The following is a 17,279-nucleotide window of genomic DNA, read 5'->3' as shown; positions in this document are numbered from 1 at the left end:
CTGCCGTTCGGCAGATATTCGGTGACCAGGAGCGCGCGGGGGCCGTGACCGACCGGGTGGTTCAGCGGGCCGCCGCGGTACCGGCGGGCAGCGGCAGGATTCCCGTGACCTGCCAGCCGTCGCCGAAGGAGCCGGCCGCGAGTGTCCCGCCTAGGACCCGGAAGCGCTCGTCCAGCCCGACCAGCCCCGTGCCACCGCCCTCGCGGTGGGGGTGCAGCGGCTTGCCGCTCCCGCCGTCGTTCGTGACGGACACCCGCAGCCGGGCGTCGTCCGTATGCCCGACGGTCACCCTGACCAGGCGGGCCGAGGCGGCATGGCGCCGGACGTTGGTCAAGGATTCCAGCACCAGGCTGTACGCGGTCTCGTCGACTTCTCGCGGGAGCGTCCCGACGGGCTCCTCCGCGAGGTCCAGTTCGGTGGCGACCGAGCTGGATTCGGCGAACCTGCGGACCAGGTCGGGCACGTCCGCCAGGCCGTACACCCGGGTCGGCGGCTGAGCGGGTTCCTGTCCCGGTGCGCCCTCGTGCACCTCCTCCGCCTCGCGCAAGGTCTGCAGGGTGCGGTCCATCGAGTCCAGGGCGCGCAGACCTGCTTGCTCCACCCGGCTCAGCAGCGCCTGGTGCTGATCCGGTTCGTAGGCCGACGCCTGCGCGGCCTGCACCTCCAGCACCATGCCCGTCACCTCGTGGGCGACGAAGTCGTGCAGGACTCTGGCCATGTGGAGGCGCTGCTCCCGACGGGCCTGCAGCACCGCCCGTCGTCGGCGGTGGTCCGTGGCGCGCAGATAGCCGCCGATGCCGACGGCGCAGGCCGCCGGCACCAGCGTGACCAGCACCATGATCACCGAACCGTTCGTTCCCGACTGCGGGTTGCGCAGGGTGAAGCGCAGCGGCAGCGCGATCGTCGTGAGGACGGCCACGAGTCCGGCGGGGACGACGTACCGAGGCCCCGACCGCCGGATGAGACGCCCGGTGAGGACCAGCAACCCGACCAGTTCGAAGGGCATCCACAGCAGGGTCAGGCCCTGCTTGCCGACGTACCCCACGTCCACGAGGAGGGAGACCGCCATGACGACCAGTGCGGCGGTGTTCTCGGTGACCCTTCCCCACGGCCAGCGAAGCAGCGGCACCGACACCGCCACGACGGCCGACACGGCGGGGAGCAGCGCGCTGGGCGGACCGAGCAGGGCCGGCAGTCCCAGACACAGGACCGCCGCCAGTAACGATAAGCTCCGCCAACGTCCCAGTGCCGCGCCGCTCGTTGCCATGACCATCAGCCTAGGCAGACACCTGAGCAGCCCAGGCAGACAACCGGACCGACGCGGTCTTCGTCGTCCGCCGCCGGGCCGGCGACGCACCTCCGGCTGTTCGACGCACACGTTCATCACCCAGGTCTTTGCCTTGGGTATGCCGCCGTCCCTCGTGCTACCGAGAATGACGATGTGTGGCTAGCATTTCGTCGCGTATCCCATCTCCCACGCACGTACGGCGATTCCGACCCTGTTCCGCACGCCGAGTTTTCGCTGAATGCTGGCCACGTGCGTTTTGACCGTGCCCGGTGAAATGAACATCTCCGTCGCGATATCGGCGTTCGTCAGCCCTTCGGCGACCTTCCCTGCGATTTCGATCTCCCTCTTGGTGAGGGGGCCGACGGGAGTCTCGCGCCGGGCCGGCGCACCGGAGTCAGGACCGGTGACGTGCCTGAGCAGCCGTACCGTGACGGACGGGCTGATCAGGCTGTCACCGGCGACCGCGGCACGCACGGCTTCCACGAGCAGCGTCGGTCCGGACCGCTTGAGCAGAAAGCCCGAGGCGCCGTAGCGCAGTGCCGGATACACGTACTCGTCCAGGTCGAAGGTCGTCACGATGACGACCTTGCCCTGGAACCCGGTTGCCGGGGCGAGCAGGTGACGCGTGACCTCGAGTCCGTCCATGCGTGGCATGCGGACGTCCAGGAGAGCTACGTCGGGTCGCAGCAGCCTGGCCGTCTCCAGCGCGTCCGCACCGTCGGCGGCCTCGCCGATCACCTCGATGTCGGCCTGGCTCTCGAGGATGCGCCGCATACCGCGGCGAACCATCTCCTGATCGTCAGCGATGAGCACACGAATCGTCACGGTCGGCCATTCTTACAGGCGAAGGACGGTGGGGATCCGCGGACAAGGTGCTGGACCTGCTGGTTCTCGGCCATCCTTACGGCCGACCGCCGAGGCCTCAGGTCGGTCCAGTGCTCGTTGACGTAGGCGAACGCCGACTGACGGTCCGCCAGCCGGCAGGAATGTCGGCGCCATAAGGTCGCCCCATGAGTGGGACGGCGAACGGTCCTCGTTCTTTCGGCCGAGGCCGGGCCTCGCAACCGGCCGTTGTGCCGAGGCGGCAAGGGTGGGCGCCGGAGGAGGCTCTGAGGACAGCAGCCGGTAGGGACCGGCCACCACACGAACCGAGGAGCACCCCATGAAGCGCATCGTCATCGCCCTGGCCGTGGCCGCAGTACTGGCGGGAGGCGTCGTGGTGGCATGGCGCGTGTTCGACAACTCCTCGGTCGCCACCGCGAGCGGAGCGGATCACACGGTGCCGCGCACCGAGGTCGAGAAGCTGGCCAAGGAGAACTACGCCATCCCCTTCGTCCAGGACGGCCCACAGTCCGTGAGCTGCCCGCGGGGGCTGCGTTCGAAGATGGACGACACCGTGGAATGCACCGCTGTCTTCAAGGGCGAGAGCAAGACGATGCTGATCTCCGTGACCGGAGTGAAGGGCGACAGGGTGAGCTTCGACTACGGCCTGTCGAAGTAGAACGGGGTCGAAGCAGGACAAGGGGCGAAGCAGAACAACGGTCGAAGCAGAACAACGGTCGAGGCAGGAGAACGGTCGAAGCAGAAGAAGGTCGAAGCAGAACAAGTGGTAGACCGAGAAGCGGCGTGGCGCGGGGACCGGATCAGCGGTCGCCGACCACGCCGCAGCGCCATGCCCAGGCGGCGATCTCCACGCGGTTGCGCAGCTTCAACTTGGCCTGGATGCTCGCCATATGGGTCTTGACCGTGGAGAGCGAGACGAAGAGCTCCTCGCAGATCTCCTGGTTGGTCCGCCCGTCGGCGACCAGCCGGACCACATCAAGTTCCCGCCCGGTCAACGGACTTGAGGACACCTCCGTCCGGGCGGCAGCGGACCGCTGCTCCCCGATCCGCTCCAGGAGCCGTACGGTCACGGCGGGCGAGACCAGCGCGTCGCCGCGCGACGCCGCGCGTACGGCCTCCACCAGCAGCCCGGGGCCCGCGTCCTTCAGCAGAAACCCGCAGGCACCGCCGTGCAGCGCCCCATAGACGTAGTCGTCCTGGTCGAAGGTGGTCACGACCACCACCCGCAACGGGTCGACGGCCTTCGGGCCCGCGAGCAGCCGGGTCACCTCAAGGCCGTCGAGTTTCGGCATCCGGATGTCGACGAGACACACGTCGGGGCGCAGCTTCCTGGCCAGCTCCACACACTCCGCACCGTCGGCCGCCTCGCCCACGACCTCGATGTCGGGCTGTGTCTGGAGAATCAGCCGGAAGCCCGTGCGCACCATTTCCTGGTCGTCGGCTATCAGGACCCGGATACGTCTCGCTGAACCGCTGGATCCGCTGGATCCGCTGGATCCGCTGGCGTCGGTCATGCGGGTGATCCTGTCACAGCGCCGCGCAGGGGGAACTCCGCCGTCAGCCTCCACCCCCCGTCCTCGGCCCGGCTCGCGTGCAGAGTTCCGCCGACGGCCTCCGTACGTTCGGTCAGCCCGACGAGGCCGAGACCACCACGTCCGCCGAGCGGTTCGGCGTTCGGCGCCGTCCGCCGCGGCGACGGCGCGTTGTGCACCTCCACCCGAAGCCGCCGGGCCCCCGCCTCGCCGCCCGACAGGCCGACCCGCACGGAGACGGACGGTGAACCCGAGGCGTGACGGCGTACGTTCGTCAGCCCCTCGCGCACGACGTTCCGCACGGAGGTCTCCACCTCGGGGTCGGGCCGCGCCTGCCGGGCCTCGGCCGCGACCTGGAGGGTGGCAGGGGCGTCGCGTTCGGCGAACGCGGCGACCAGTTCGCCCAGTTCGGCGAAGAGATCCCCGGGACGCACCACCCGTGCGTCGTCCTCGCGCAGCACACGGACGAGCTTGCGCATCGACTGCAGGGTCTCGGACCCGGCCTGCTCGATGCTGCGCAGCAGCGGGTCCACCTGTTCGGGCGCGATGTCGCGGATCGCACGGGCGGCCTGGGCCTGGACGACGATGCCCGTGACGTGGTGGGCGACGAAGTCGTGCAGTTCGCGGGCGAGTTCGAGGCGTTCGCTCTGGCGGGTGTCGGCGACGGCGCGCCTCCTGCGCTCGTCGAGGCTGCGCAGATAGCAGCCGAGGCCGACGGCGCCGCCCGTGGGGAAGGTCAGGAGGAAGGAGAAGACGACGCCGCCCTCGTCCAGCCGCATCGGTGCCGCGATCACGGCGACGCCGAGTGCGGTGCTCAGCGCGGCGGCCGGCCAGGGCTGCGGTATGTCCTTCGCCGCGCGTACCAGCAGGAGCAGCAGGCACAGCGTCTCCAGCAGGCCCCAGCCGGCGAACGTCGGCGTCACGGACGTGAGGAGGGCCAGTGTCGTCACCCAGGAGGTGAGCACCGCGGCACCCGCGCCCCAGGTCAGCGCCGAGGGGCTGCCCGGCAGCAGCAGCGCGACGGCTGCCACGAGGCCCGGGACCGCCCTCCACCAGACACTGTTCCCTTCGAGCCCGGCGGTGCCCTCGATGCCGACCGCGTCGAGCAGCCACAGCAGCGCCATGACCACTGTCAGCGCGGTGAGGGCGGTGCGGCGGGACAGCCGGGAAAGAGGCGTCTGATCGTCTCGATCTCGCAGGTCTCGTGCGTCTCTCACGTCTCGTACGTCTTTCAGGTCTCGGTCTCGCACAACTGGCAGCGTAGGGGCGGCTCTTGTCGTACGGCCTCGGCCGAAAGAACGACGCGGCGGTGGCGAACCGGTCGGTCGGCCGAGGCGACGCCCTTTGCCAGGGCCCCATGTTGGAGGGCATGAACCCCACAACGTCTCCGCCGCGCGTGCTGAACGGCATCGGGCTGTCCAAGTCCTTCGGATCCACCCGCGCGCTCGACGCGGTGGACATCGCCGTCGGCGCGGGCGAGTCCGTGGCCGTCATGGGCCCCTCGGGGTCGGGCAAGTCGACGCTGCTGCACTGCCTCGCGAACATCGAGCGCCCGGACAGCGGCCAGGTCCTGCTGGACGGCGAGCGCATAGACCAGTTGCGCGAGCCGGACCGCAGCGAGCTGCGCCGTACCCGCTTCGGATTCGTCTTCCAGTTCGGACAGTTGCTGCCCGAACTGCCGGCGGTGGAGAACGTGGCCCTCCCGCTGATGCTCGGCGGGATGACCCGTCGCGAAGCCGAGCGGACCGCACGCCGGTGGTTCGCGCCGCTGGGCCTGGAGGGCAAGGAGCACAGCCGCCCCGGCGAACTGTCCGGCGGCCAGGCCCAGCGGGTGGCGATCGCACGGGCGCTGGTCGGGGGCGCCCAGGTCGTCTTCGCCGACGAACCGACGGGCGCCCTCGACCAGACGACCGGGCAGGAGGTGATCCGGATGCTGGTGGAGGTCACCAGGGCGCAGAACGCCGCGCTGGTCGTGGTCACCCACGACCAGTTGGTCGCCCGCTGGTGCGAACGCACGGTGCAGGTACGGGACGGGCGGATCGTACGAGAGACAGGCCCGTCCGTCTCCGGCTCCGTCGGCGCCGGTACCGCCGGAGTCACGCGATGAGGACGATGAGGACGAGGACGAGGACGAGGACGAGGACGGGGACGGGGACGGGGACGGGGACGGGGACGGGGACGACGAGAACGATGGGGCCGACGCGGGTTCTGGACCGTACGACCTGGACCCTGACCTGGCGACTGCTGCGGGGCGGCGGGCGGCACGGCCATCTCGGCGTGGGACTCTCCGTCGCCGCCTCGGCACTCTGCACCACGCTGCTGTTCCTGTGCGTCGGTGCCAACCTCGGCTTCGGCGAACGCGCCGCGCACACCGACTGGCGCACCCCCGCCAAGGCCGGACCCTCGAGCGCGGTGGCCGTACAAGCGGTAGGCACCACCTTCATCAACGGCGAGCCCGTGACTGTCGTCGACATCGCCGCACTGCCGGGCAGGCAAGCCGAGGCACCCGCCCCTCCTGGCATGTCGCGCTTTCCCGAGCCCGGCGAAGTATGGACCTCACCGGCGCTCGGCAGACTGCCGGGCAGGGCCACCACCACGGGCACCCTCGGCCGCGCCGCACTGGCCAGGCCCGGCGAGAAGGTGGCAGTCGTCGGACGCCGGGCCGACGACCCGGCGATGACGACGAGGCGCGGTACCGACCCACGCCGCCCGGGAGACATCATGTCCCCCACACCCGTCGCGGACTTCACGGGAAGGCGCACGACGGACGGTGTCACCGCCCAGTACCAGGACCTGACGAAGCTCGCCACGGTCCTGGTGATCGTGCCGCTGCTGGTGCTCGGCGCCTCGTCCGCCCGCCTGTCCGTCTCGCGCCGCGACGCGCGGCTGGCCATGCTGCGATTGGTGGGTGCCGCGCCGGGGCGGATCGCGGGGATGGCGGCGGCCGAGGCGGTGCTGACCGGTGCGGCCGGGGCCCTCGCGGGCACGCTCGGCTACGCGGCACTGCTGCCGTTCGCGGCCAAGGTCCCCGTGGCAGGTGGCAGTTGGTACGCCTCCGACCTGTGGGTGGGCGCGCCCGTGCTGCTCGCCGTGCTCGCCGGCGTGGTGCTGATGGTGACGGTCAGCGCGCTGGCCGGGCTGCGGCAGGTGGTCGTGGGCCCGCTCGGGGTCGTACGCCGATCCCGCGCTCCCCGCATCAAAGCCGTACGCGCGCTCCTGTTCGTCGCCGTGCTGATCGGCTACTGGCAGATCTCCAAGGACAAGGGGGCGGACGTCAACACGGTGGTGTACTGCTGCGCCGCTGTCTTCGCCGCGCTGTCCGTCATCGGCCCCTGGGCGGTCGGTGTGCTCGGCGGCCTCGTCACCGGTCTGGCACGGCGCCCCACGACGCTCCTGGCGGGGCGCCGGCTGCTCGACGACCCCAAGTCCGTGTGGCGTGCGGTGTCCGGGCTGACCCTGGCGGGCTTCGTGGCCGGTTTCTTCGCCCTGTTCAGCATCGCCGGCGGCTCGCCCTGGAGCAGCCCCGGCCAACTCTCGCTGTCTGTACCGAAGGAGCGAGTCGCCGCCGTACGACAACTGGCCGACGCCCGCCTGAAGCACGCGCACATCGACGCCACCGTCGGCACGAACACCAACTGGGTCGCCACCGGCACAGGCACCGGGGCCGAACGCCAGGTCACCGCGGTGATCACGGACCCGGCCCGGCTCGACGCGGCACGCGCCGCGCTCACCGGCCTCGTACCCGGCCAGTACCCGATCACCGGCACGGACGTCGACTGGCAGTCACGGCAGTTCGACCACGACTTCCACCTCTCGACGCTGGCCGTGCTCGGCGCGAGCTTCACCATCGCCATCGCCTCCACGGGCATCACGGCCGCCTCGTCCGTCCTGGACCGCCGCCGCGCCTACGGCCTGCTGCATCTGGCGGGCACCCCGCTGCGGGTCCTGGACGCGGCCAGGCGTACGGAGTCGGTGCTGCCCGGCGCGGTGCTCGCGGGCGGCGCGGTACTCACCGGCCTGTTCTGCGCGGCACCCCTGACATTCGCCGGGGGCACCCCACACCTGGACGCCCGCGGCGTCACCCTCCTCGCCGCCTGCCTGGCCCTGGGCTTCACCGGCCTGGCCGCCGCGAGCGCGGCAAGCCGCCCGCTGCTCCGCGAGGTGACGCGAGACGCGGGCCCACGCCCGGACTGACATGGGGCATGGTGATCATTCACGGGCTTTCACCGCCCCGGATGGAGGCGGGACTCCTGGCGGCGCGTAGCCACGCCGCCGTAAAGGTGAAGGGCGCCCCGGAGGTTCCCGGGGCGCCCTTCGTGGTGATCGTCAGAAAAGGCTACTCAGCGCACGTCCACGTAGTCGTGGTAGCTCTCGGCGTCCACGTAGGAGCCGGACGCGAGGTAGACCCCGACCCAGGTGCCGTCCTGCTTCGCGGTGAAGCGGGCGGTGAAGTGGCCGTGCGAGTCAGCCTTGACGGAGCCCATCTGCGTCCAGGACTTCTTTCCCTTGGCCTGGAAGAGGATGTAGACGCGCTGCTTGCCGAACGCCACCCACTTCGTGCCGCTGAGCCGCTGCAAGGTGCCGGTGGTGGTCACGGTGTGGCCCTTGCGCACCGGCTCGGGACCGGCGTTGAAGCCGGTGATCCGGGTGGCGGTGCGGTTGAAGTGCACGGAGTTGGAGTAGCCGGACTGGTAGTCCGACGACCCCGCCGAGTACAGCCGCCAGTAGCCCTTCGGCACCGCGACATACCCGTCGAGGTTGAAGGTGCCGTCGGACTTCGTGTTGAACCAGCCGAGCGACTTCCAGCCGGTCTTGCCGTCGGCCGACTGCTGGAGGTACAGCTTCCGGTTCGGCGGCACCTTGCCGTTGCTGCTGTTCATGCTGCCCTGGATGTGCAGGTCGGAGTACTCGTCGATCCAGCTCGAACAGAAGCAGATGTTCGTCCGGTTGATGACGTCGACCTTGAACTGCGTGTGCGAAGCGGTCAGATACGGGTCGGCCAGGTAGCTGTCGCGGCTGGTCTCGACCGTGTACGTGCTGTCGTCGTACGGGATGTACGGGTCGGTGAGCGTGAAGCGCCCGCCGGCACCGCTGGTCGCCTTGGCGTAGTAGTCCATTTCGAGCGCGACGCCCTTGGCCGGGCGCCAGGTGCCGTCGTACAGGTACTCCACGACACCGGACGAGGACGCCTTGGCACCGAACTTGATCTTCACGCTGGAGTGGTCCAGCCGAATCCGGCTCGGGCTGACCACGACCGGCAGGGTCTTCGTGTCGACGAGCACATAGGTGCTCGTGCCGTCGGGGTTGGCGATCCAGAAGGAGAGCGAGACCGGCACGGACGTGGCGTTGTCGCCGTTCAACTTCGGCGCCACGTCGACCGCGTAGCTGCCGTCGGCGGCGGTGACGGTGCTGAAGGCGTTCTCGGCGATCACGCTCAGTTGCTTGCCGACCAGCGGCGAGGTGTCGCCGGTGATCGGGTCGAAGAGCGAGACGCGGCCGCTGAGCTGGACGTGCGTGTGCTCCACGTCCAGCACGGCGGGGCTGATGCTGCGATCGGCGAAGACCGGCTTCGGCTCGACGTCCACGGTGGTGGCGTGCGCCGACGAGGTGCTGTCGCCGTCGCTGTCCTGGGCGCTGACCGTCACGTCGTAGCTGCCGTACGACGGCAGTTGCGACATGCGCGGCGAGCGCCAGACGCCGTCCTGCGGCGTGCCGGAGACGAGCGTGAAGCCGGTGACCGCGACGGTCGCCGGGTTCGCGCCGCGCATCTCGGTCAGGTCGGCGGACACCTCGGTGATCGCCGAATCGGAGGAGACGGCGACCGTCAGGTAGCCGGCGTCGGAAGAGTCGGAGCCGACGCTGCCGAACACCGGGGCGCCGGTGCCGTCGGCGGGCGCGCTGCCGCTCGGGGTGGGCGTCGGGTCGCCGGAGGGCGGGTCGGACGGGGTCGGATCGGACGGGGTCGGGGTGTCCGACGGTTCGCCGGTGGGCGGGTCGGACGGGTTCGGGGTGTCCGAAGGAGTGCCGGACGGGGCGGTGGTGGGCGTGTCCGTCGACGTCGGATCTGCCGTCGGGTTCGTGGTCGCGGTGGCCGCCGGGTCCTGCCCGGGCGTGTCACCGTCGGCCGCGTACGCCAGCGACGGCGCGGCGAGGAGCGCGGCGCCCAGTGCGGCGGACACGGCCGCCGACACCAAAGAGCGTGTTCTCACTGCTGGATTCCCCCCACGGGAATGGCGCGGCCTCGCTGCCCCGGATATCCGGAGGCCGGCCGCGCTCTTTGTACAGTTGCTGTGAACATCACGCAACGCATCGGACTCTAGCGCCTGCCCCCGACACGGGAGCAAGGGGGTTTACGCAACCGTCCGAGGACCTCAACTGCCGCCGCCCGCAGCGCTGTTAAGAATCCCGCCCAGAGCAGTCCGCCGGTGTCAGGGCGACCCGACGACGACCGCTCAGGCCCAGTCGAACGGTGCGTCCGGTACGCAGTCAGGATCGTCCTCGATCCGAGACCGGCGCCAGCCCTCAACGAGAACGTCGAGCCCTACCGCGAGCGGAGCCGCCACACCGCCGACACGATCCCGAACGCGTTGAGCGTCGACATGCCCCGGCGCGAAGGACTTCGTGATCCCTCTCGTACTCGCTGTGACCGGGTCAGCCGCAACTCGGCCGGGAACGGTTCACGAGCGCGGCGCGAGAGGAGCGGTGTGAGAGGCGCTCGGCAAGAATTCGGCACCGTACCCCACCACCGGCTCCGAAAAAAGCAAAAGCCCCAGGTCACGGCGAGTGAGAATCCTGGGGCTTCCACAGAGCCGCCTTCGGGATTCGAACCCGAGACCTACGCATTACGAGTGCGTTGCTCTGGCCATCTGAGCTAAGGCGGCGCGCTGTCCGCACTATGGTGCGATCAGCAACGTCGGTAAGTCTACACAGTTTCCGGGGGTGCTCCGTACACGCCCCGGGAGGACTGGTTCCGGGGCGTGCGGGAGGGCTATGCGCAGCGCTTTCCCTTCGCGGGAGGGGTGCCCTGGAGCAGGTAGCGGTCGATCGTGGAGTCGATGCAGACGCTGCCACGGCCGTACGCGGTGTGGCCGTCGCCGACGTAGGTGAGGAGGACACCGGAGGAGAGCTGGGAGGCGAGGGCCTTGGCCCAGGCGTAGGGGGTGGCCGGGTCCCGGGTGGTGCCGACCACGAGGATCGGGCCCGCGCCCTTCGCCTCGATGCGGTGCGGCTCGCCGGTGGGCCGCACGGGCCAGTACGCGCAGTTCAGGGAGGACCAGGCCAGGCCGTCGCCGAAGACGGGGGACGCCTTCTCGAACGCGGGAAGGCTCTTCTCCACCTGGTCGGGCGTGGAGAAGGCGGGCGGGAGGTCGAGGCAGTTCACGGCCGAGTTGGCGAACATGAGGTTCGCGTACTTGCCGTCGGCGTCGCGCTCGTAATAGCTGTCGGAGAGAGCGAGCAGGCCCGCGCCGTCCTTGTCCTTCATCGCCGCGGTCAGCGCCTGGCGCAGCTGCGGCCACGCCGCCTGGTCGTACATGGCCGCGATCACACCCGTGGTCGCGAGCGCCTCGCCGAGCTTGCGGCCGCCCGCGTCGCCTGTCGGGATCGGCTTCGCGTCGAGCTGCTTGAAGAAGGCGCTGAGGTTCTTGCCGACCTGGTCCGGGCTCGTGCCCGGGCCGCCCAGCGGGCAGTCGCTCTGGCGCACGCAGTCCTTCGCGAAGGACTGGAACGCCGTCTCGAAGCCCGCCGTCTGGTCCTGGTTGAGCTTGCGTGCGGACAGGGACGGGTCCATCGCGCCGTCCAGGACCATGCGGCCCACCCGGTCCGGGAACAGGCCCGCGTACGTCGCCCCGAGGAGCGTCCCGTACGACGCCCCCACGTAGTTCAGCTTCCGGTCGCCCAGAACCGCGCGCAAAATGTCCATGTCCCGGGCCGCCTCGACCGTGGACACGTGCCGCAGGAGGTTCGGCGAGTGCCGGCCACAGCCCTCGGCGAACTTCTTGTACGCGTCGACCAGTTCACCCGTCTCCTTCTTGTCGTCGGGGGTGACGTCCGTCTCCGTGTACGTGTCCATCTGGTGGCCGGTGAGGCACTCGACGGGCTCGCTGCGGGCCACCCCGCGCGGGTCGACCGCGGCCATGTCGTAGCGGGCGCGGACCTCCGCCGGGTAGCCGATCCCCGCGTACGACTGCAGATAGCCCACCGCCGAGCCGCCCGGCCCGCCCGGGTTGACCAGCAGCGAGCCGATGCGCTTGCCGGGGCCGGTCGCCTTCTTGCGGGCCACGGCCAGCTTGACGTCGCCCGAGGCCGGTTTCGCGTAGTCGAGCGGCGCCTTCATCGTGGCGCACTCGAAGCCGGAGACGCCGCAGCTGCGCCAGGTCAGCTTCTGGTTGTAGTACGACGACAGCGTGGAGGGTGTGGCGCGGGGCAGTGCGGCCAGCACCGCGTCCGCCGACGTCGTGGCCGTCCTGGTCGAACTCCCCGTGGAGCAGGCGGAGACGAGCAGCGTGGCGGCGAGCAGCACGCCGCCCGCACGGACGGTACGCATCGCGCGGATCGCACCGCGGGGTCGGTTCGGCCGACGGGACCGGGGCGGCCGAGGGGTGCGCCTGAAGTACCTGGAGTACATCTCGCGAGCGTAACCCTGCGCGACGTCCTGATCACCAACAGTCGTGGATGTGCCTCGTACGAGTGATGGCGTCAACACTGCGACTCAACTCCTGCTCCCCACACCTCGCCTCAGCTCCTCACTCCGGCTCCTCGGCACGGCCCCGGCTGTCGGCCGGTCGCGATCACTGCCGGCTGCCGACCGGTCGCGGTCACTATCGGCAGTTGGCCGGTCGCGGTCGGCTGTCGGCTGTTCGCCGGTCGCTGTCAGCTCCGGGTCCTCGGCCCGACCGCGCCTTCGAGCCTTTCGGCTCAGCCCGCCCGCAGCGCCATCGTCATCGCCTCCACCGCCAGCAGCGGGGCCACATTGCGGTCCAGCGCCTCGCGGCACGCGGCGATCGCGTCGATCCGGCGGAGGGTCGCCTCCGGCGAGCTGCCGCGGGCGAGGCGCTCGAGTACATCCTCGGCCTCCGTGTTGGCGAGGGCCACCCGGGAGCCGAGCTGGAGGGCGAGGACGTCGCGGTAGAAGCCGGTGAGGTCGATGAGGGCCAGGTCCAGGCTGTCGCGCTGCGTACGCGTTCTCCGGCGCTTCTGCCGGTCCTCCAGCTCCTTCATGACGCCCGCGGTACCACGCGGCATGCGGCCGCCCTGCGACGCGCCGAGGGCCGCCTTCAGGTCTTCGGTCTCCTTGACGTCGACTTCCTCGGCGAGCTGCTTCGCGTCCTCCGAGGCCGTGTCGATCAGCTCTTGGGCCGCCTTGAGACAGCCGCCGATGTCGTCGACCCGCAGCGGGAGCTTGAGGACGGCGGCCCGGCGCTCACGGGCACGCTGGTCCGTGGCGAGACGGCGGGCGCGCCCGATGTGCCCCTGTGTCGCGCGGGCCGCGGCCGCCGCGACAGCGGGCTCGATGCCGTCACGGCGGACGAGGATGTCGGCGACCGCGTCCACCGGCGGGGTGCGCAGGGTGAGCAGGCGGCAGCGGGAGCGGATGGTGGGCAGGACGTCCTCGATGGAGGGCGCGCAGAGCAGCCAGACCGTACGGGGGGCCGGTTCCTCGACGGCCTTCAGAAGGACGTTGCCCGCGCCCTCCGTGAGGCGGTCCGCGTCCTCCAGGACGATGACCTGCCAGCGGCCGGTCGCCGGGGACATCTGGGCGCGGCGAACCAGGTCGCGGGTCTCCTTCACACCGATGGAGAGGAGGTCGGTGCGGACGATCTGCACATCGGCGTGCGTCCCGATCAGACTGGTGTGACAGCCGTCGCAGAAGCCGCAGCCGGGGACTCCGCCCAGCGCGCGGTCGGGGCTCACGCACTGGAGCGCCGCCGCGAAGGCCCGCGCCGCGGTGGAACGCCCGGAGCCGGGCGGACCGGTGAACAGCCAGGCGTGCGTCATCTTGGACGCCTCGGGGAGCGGGGTGTCCGCGGCGACCGCCGAGACGAGGGCGTCGGCGTCACGAGCGGCGGCGGCGAGCTGCTCGCTCACCTTGTCCTGGCCCACCAGGTCGTCCCATACCGGCACGGGGCACCGCCCTTTCGTCGCACTTTGCCTTGCCGCGTCCATTGTGCGGGTCGCCACTGACAACGGGGCCCCGGACCTCAGCGACGGCGGCGACCGCCCCGTCCCTCGCGCCCGTCGTCCTGCTCGTCGTCGTCACGCGGGCCCAGCAGTTCGTCCGCCAGGGTCGGGAGGTCGTCGAGCGGGGTCTCCTCCGCCCAGTCGGAACGAGGGCGGCGACGCGGTGCGCCCTCGGCATTGACCTGGGGCAGCTCGCGCGTGCGGTCACCGGCCCTCTCGGGCCGGGGCTCGGGCCGCTCGTCCCGGAAGAAGCCCGGCGGCACCCGGTTCGCGGGATCACCCGCACCGGCATCCGGGGCGGCACCCGCGTCCCCGTCGCGTACCGGAGGAAGCACCGCCGTCTCGTCGGCCGCGCCCGGCGCCACCGGCGGCAGTACGGCGGTCTCGTCCGCGGCCCCCAAAACCACCGGCGGGAGCACGGCCGTCCTCTCGGCCGCCTCCTCGGGCACGGGCGGCTTCGGCAGCTTGGCCGTCTCCTCCGAGTCGGAGCGGGAACCCTCGCGGCTCTCTCCGGAGCGCACGGGCCGCAGCACCGTCGTCTCGTCCACCGAGCCGCCCGAGGTGCTCGGGGGCGTCACGACCGGCGTGGGCACCGTCGTCTCGTTGTCGGCCACGGGACCCGCGGCCGCCGGCTCACCAGAACCCACAGGCGCCGAAGCGGAAGCGGGAGCCGACGTAGGCGCTGAAGCCGCAGCCGAAGGAGAAGCGGAAGCAGACGTCGAAGCCGCCGTGGCGGCGGCCGCCGCCGCTGCCGCTGCCGCCGTCTCCGTCGCCGCCCGTCGTGCCTCCTCCGCCCGCAGCAACGCCTCCTCGGCCTTGCGCTGCTTCTCCAGGCGGCGCTCCTCGGCCTCGGCCCGCAGCCGTGCCTGCTCCTCGGCCAGCCTGCGCAGCCGGTCGTGCTCGGCGGCCTGGGCCTGCTCCTGGGCCAGCAGCCGCGCCCGCTCCTCCTCGGCCCGGCGGCGGGCCTCCTCGGCGCGCTGCCGGGCCTCCTCCGCCTGGCGCTCGGCCTCGCGCCGCTGCGCCTCCTCCAGTTCGCGCTGCTTGCGCTCCTCTTCCTCCGCACGCAGCCGGGCGAGCTGTTCCTGGCGCTCGCGCTCCAGTCGCTCCTCCTCGGCCTTGCGGGCGGCCTCTTCCTCGGCCTTGCGCCGAGCCTCCTCCTCGGCCGCCTTGCGTGCCTCCTCCTGGGCCTTCACCTCGGCCTCGGAGAGGGGCAGCATCACGTCGAGCCGGTGCCGGACGACGGTGGTGACCGCCTCGGGCTCCTGGGCGGCGTCGACGACCAGGTACCGGCCCGGGTCGGCGGCGGCCAGCGTCAGGAAACCGGAGCGCACGCGCGTGTGGAACTCCACCGGCTCCGACTCCAGCCGGTCGGGCGCCTCCGTGAAGCGCTCGCGCGCCGCCTCTGGGGAGACGTCGAGGAGCACCGTCAGATGCGGCACCAGTCCGTTGGTCGCCCATCGGTTGATGCGGGCGATCTCGGTCGGGGACAGGTCCCGGCCGGCCCCCTGGTAGGCCACCGACGAGTCGATGTAGCGGTCGGAGATGACGACGGCACCCCGCTCCAGCGCGGGCCGCACCACCGTGTCCACGTGCTCGGCGCGGTCGGCGGCGTACAGCAGCGCCTCCGCGCGGTGCGACAGGCCCGCCGACGACACGTCCAGCAGGATCGACCGCAGCCGCTTGCCGACCGGCGTGGCGCCCGGCTCGCGGGTCACCACGACCTCGTGGCCCTTGGCGCGGATCCACTCCGCGAGCGCTTCCGCCTGCGTCGACTTCCCGGCCCCGTCGCCGCCCTCCAGGGCGATGAAGAACCCGTTCGTGGTGGAGTTCTGCACCGGGTCGTCGCCGCCGCGCAGCGCGTCCAGCAGGTCGTGCCGCAGCGGCACTCCGGAGCGGTCGTCGACCTTGGCGAGCACCAGGGCGGCGACCGGCAGCAGCAGGGCGCCCACCAGCATCAGTGTGAAGGCGGCGCCTCCGTGTGCGAACACGAACTTGCCGTTCTCGAGCCGGTGCGGGCCGATCGCCGCGGCGACCACGGGCGCCAGCAGGGCGCCGAGCGCCACGGAGACCCGTACGACCGCGTGCAGGTGTTCCGTCGTACGCGCCCGCCGGTACTCCTCGGTCTCCTGGTCGAGCAGTGCGTGCCCGGTGTTCGCGGTGACGCCCGCGCCGATGCCCGCGAGGCCGGCGATCAGCAGCTCCGTGGTGACGTCCGGGACCAGACCGGCGGCCAGCAGCGCGATCCCGGTGAAGGCGATCGCCAGCGAGAGCAGCCTGCGCCGCGACAGCGACGGCAGCACGGAGGGGGCCGTCCGGATGCCGATGACGACACCCCCGGTCAGCGCCAGCACCAGCAGGCCGTACGTGACCGGTCCGCCGCCCAGGTCCTTGGCCTGCAGCACGGAGACGGCGACCGCGGCGGCGATCGCCGCGGCGACGGCCGCGCAGGCGAGCACCAGGAGCGGGATCGCGCCGGTACGGCCGTTGTCGACGCCCGTGCCCGTCCTGGGGCGGCGCAGGCCCTCCAGGGGCGAGCGCGCACGCGGGGTGCGGGTGTCGGGCAGTTCGAGGGACGTGAGCACGGAGAGCGAGGCGGCGAACAGTCCGGCGGCGACGTACGAGGCGAGCGCCCCCTGGTGCTGGTCGAACCAGGCGATCCCGGCACCCAGCAGGTTGCTGACGAGTGACACCACGACGAGCGTGGCGGCCGCGATCGGCACTGCCACGAAGGCCGTACGCAGTGACAGGCGCCGCAGCGCGTCCAGGTGGTCCGGCAGCGGGCGCACGGTGGCGCCTTCCAGCGGCGGCGCGGGCAGCAGCGCGGGCGCCGCGCTCTCCCGGCACACCGTCCAGAAGCGCTCGGCGACGCCGGTCACGAAGGCGAGGACGAGGAGGGCGGCGAGTGCGTTGTCCGGGGTCCAGTCGATCCACAGGGGCGCGATGAGCATGAGCACGGCGCGCAGTCCGTCGGCTCCGGCCATGGTCCAGCGCCGGTCGAGCGGCCCCTCCTGGGACGTCAGCGAGGTGAGCGGCCCGAGGAGTATCGCTCCGAAGAGCAGCGTGGCCAGAATGCGTGCCCCGAAGACGGCCGCCACGGCGAGGGCGACCCCGCGGTAGCCACCGCCGAAGGAACCCTCCGCGATCGCCGCCTGGAGGACGAGGATGACCAGCACGAGCAGGGCCAGGGCGTCACCGACACCGCCTACCAGGTGGGCGCTCCACAACCGTTTCAGCTGGGGTCGGCGCAGCAGCGCGCGGACGGCGCGCTCGCGGGAATCCGCGACCAGGGCGTCGTCGGGGGCCGGAGTGTGGGCCGTTGGCTGCTCGGCTCGCGTCATCCTGCAAGCCTATCCGGCCCCACTGACTGCCCGTAGGGGTGCCCGAACATGTGGACGCCCCCACACCGAAAGGTGTAGGGGCGTCCACATCTGCATCTG

At 71.4% G+C, this 17,279-nt stretch carries 11 protein-coding genes and 1 tRNA gene; 3 read left to right on the top strand and 9 right to left on the bottom strand.

Translation table 11 applies throughout. The annotated features are described in order from the left end of the window. Positions 1-61 precede the first annotated feature (61 nt). Positions 62-1,267 carry a sensor histidine kinase gene (locus ACIRA5_RS18275; protein ID WP_403691798.1) on the bottom strand — a complete coding sequence of 402 codons (1,206 nt, stop codon included), beginning with the start codon at positions 1,265-1,267 and terminating at the stop codon, positions 62-64. A gap of 180 nt (positions 1,268-1,447) precedes the next feature. Continuing rightward, positions 1,448-2,113 (bottom strand): response regulator, encoded by a 666-nt coding sequence (locus ACIRA5_RS18270; RefSeq protein WP_403691796.1) that lies wholly within the window; start codon positions 2,111-2,113, stop codon positions 1,448-1,450. A gap of 337 nt (positions 2,114-2,450) precedes the next feature. Between ACIRA5_RS18270 and ACIRA5_RS18265 the strand changes: the two genes are divergently transcribed. Next, entirely contained in the window at positions 2,451-2,789 is a 339-nt protein-coding gene (locus ACIRA5_RS18265) for a DUF4333 domain-containing protein (protein WP_403691794.1), read from the top strand. Positions 2,790-2,931: 142 nt separating this feature from the next. On the opposite strand, the gene ACIRA5_RS18260 is transcribed toward ACIRA5_RS18265, so the two are convergent. Continuing rightward, positions 2,932-3,645, bottom strand: coding sequence for a response regulator (locus ACIRA5_RS18260; RefSeq protein ID WP_403691793.1), 714 nt, complete (start codon positions 3,643-3,645; stop codon positions 2,932-2,934). Continuing rightward, the gene (locus ACIRA5_RS18255) at positions 3,642-4,880 is read right to left on the bottom strand and encodes a sensor histidine kinase (RefSeq protein WP_403691791.1); all 1,239 of its coding nucleotides are present in this window, start codon (positions 4,878-4,880) and stop codon (positions 3,642-3,644) included. The genes ACIRA5_RS18260 and ACIRA5_RS18255 overlap by 4 nt, the downstream gene beginning before the upstream one ends. Positions 4,881-5,032: 152 nt before the next feature. Between ACIRA5_RS18255 and ACIRA5_RS18250 the strand changes: the two genes are divergently transcribed. Further along, the gene (locus ACIRA5_RS18250) at positions 5,033-5,770 is read left to right on the top strand and encodes an ABC transporter ATP-binding protein (RefSeq protein WP_403691790.1); all 738 of its coding nucleotides are present in this window, start codon (positions 5,033-5,035) and stop codon (positions 5,768-5,770) included. Positions 5,771-5,853: 83 nt separating this feature from the next. Beyond that, on the top strand, positions 5,854-7,857 hold the full coding sequence (locus ACIRA5_RS18245) for an ABC transporter permease (protein ID WP_403691788.1): 2,004 nt from the start codon (positions 5,854-5,856) through the stop codon (positions 7,855-7,857). 146 nt (positions 7,858-8,003) lie between these two features. Here the strand turns inward: ACIRA5_RS18245 and ACIRA5_RS18240 are convergent, their stop codons facing one another. The 5 genes from ACIRA5_RS18240 to tmk all read right to left on the bottom strand — a co-directional run bounded on the left by ACIRA5_RS18240 (position 8,004) and on the right by tmk (position 17,180). Further along, complete coding sequence (locus tag ACIRA5_RS18240; RefSeq protein WP_403691786.1) at positions 8,004-9,872, bottom strand: hypothetical protein; 1,869 nt, start codon at positions 9,870-9,872, stop codon at positions 8,004-8,006. Between the two features lie 598 nt (positions 9,873-10,470). Continuing rightward, a tRNA-Thr gene (locus ACIRA5_RS18235) sits at positions 10,471-10,544 on the bottom strand. A gap of 107 nt (positions 10,545-10,651) precedes the next feature. Then, complete coding sequence (locus ACIRA5_RS18230) at positions 10,652-12,208, bottom strand: alpha/beta hydrolase (RefSeq protein WP_403691784.1); 1,557 nt, start codon at positions 12,206-12,208, stop codon at positions 10,652-10,654. Positions 12,209-12,579: 371 nt separating this feature from the next. After that, complete coding sequence (locus tag ACIRA5_RS18225; protein ID WP_352052541.1) at positions 12,580-13,785, bottom strand: DNA polymerase III subunit delta'; 1,206 nt, start codon at positions 13,783-13,785, stop codon at positions 12,580-12,582. 77 nt (positions 13,786-13,862) lie between these two features. Then, on the bottom strand, positions 13,863-17,180 hold the full coding sequence (tmk, locus tag ACIRA5_RS18220) for a dTMP kinase (RefSeq protein WP_403691783.1): 3,318 nt from the start codon (positions 17,178-17,180) through the stop codon (positions 13,863-13,865). Positions 17,181-17,279 lie beyond the last annotated feature (99 nt).

Source organism: Streptomyces sp. NPDC096311 (assembly GCF_044763085.1).
Lineage (GTDB): Bacteria > Actinomycetota > Actinomycetes > Streptomycetales > Streptomycetaceae > Streptomyces.
Note: the sequence above shows the minus strand (reverse complement) of the source record. Positions and strands in the feature narration are given on the sequence as shown.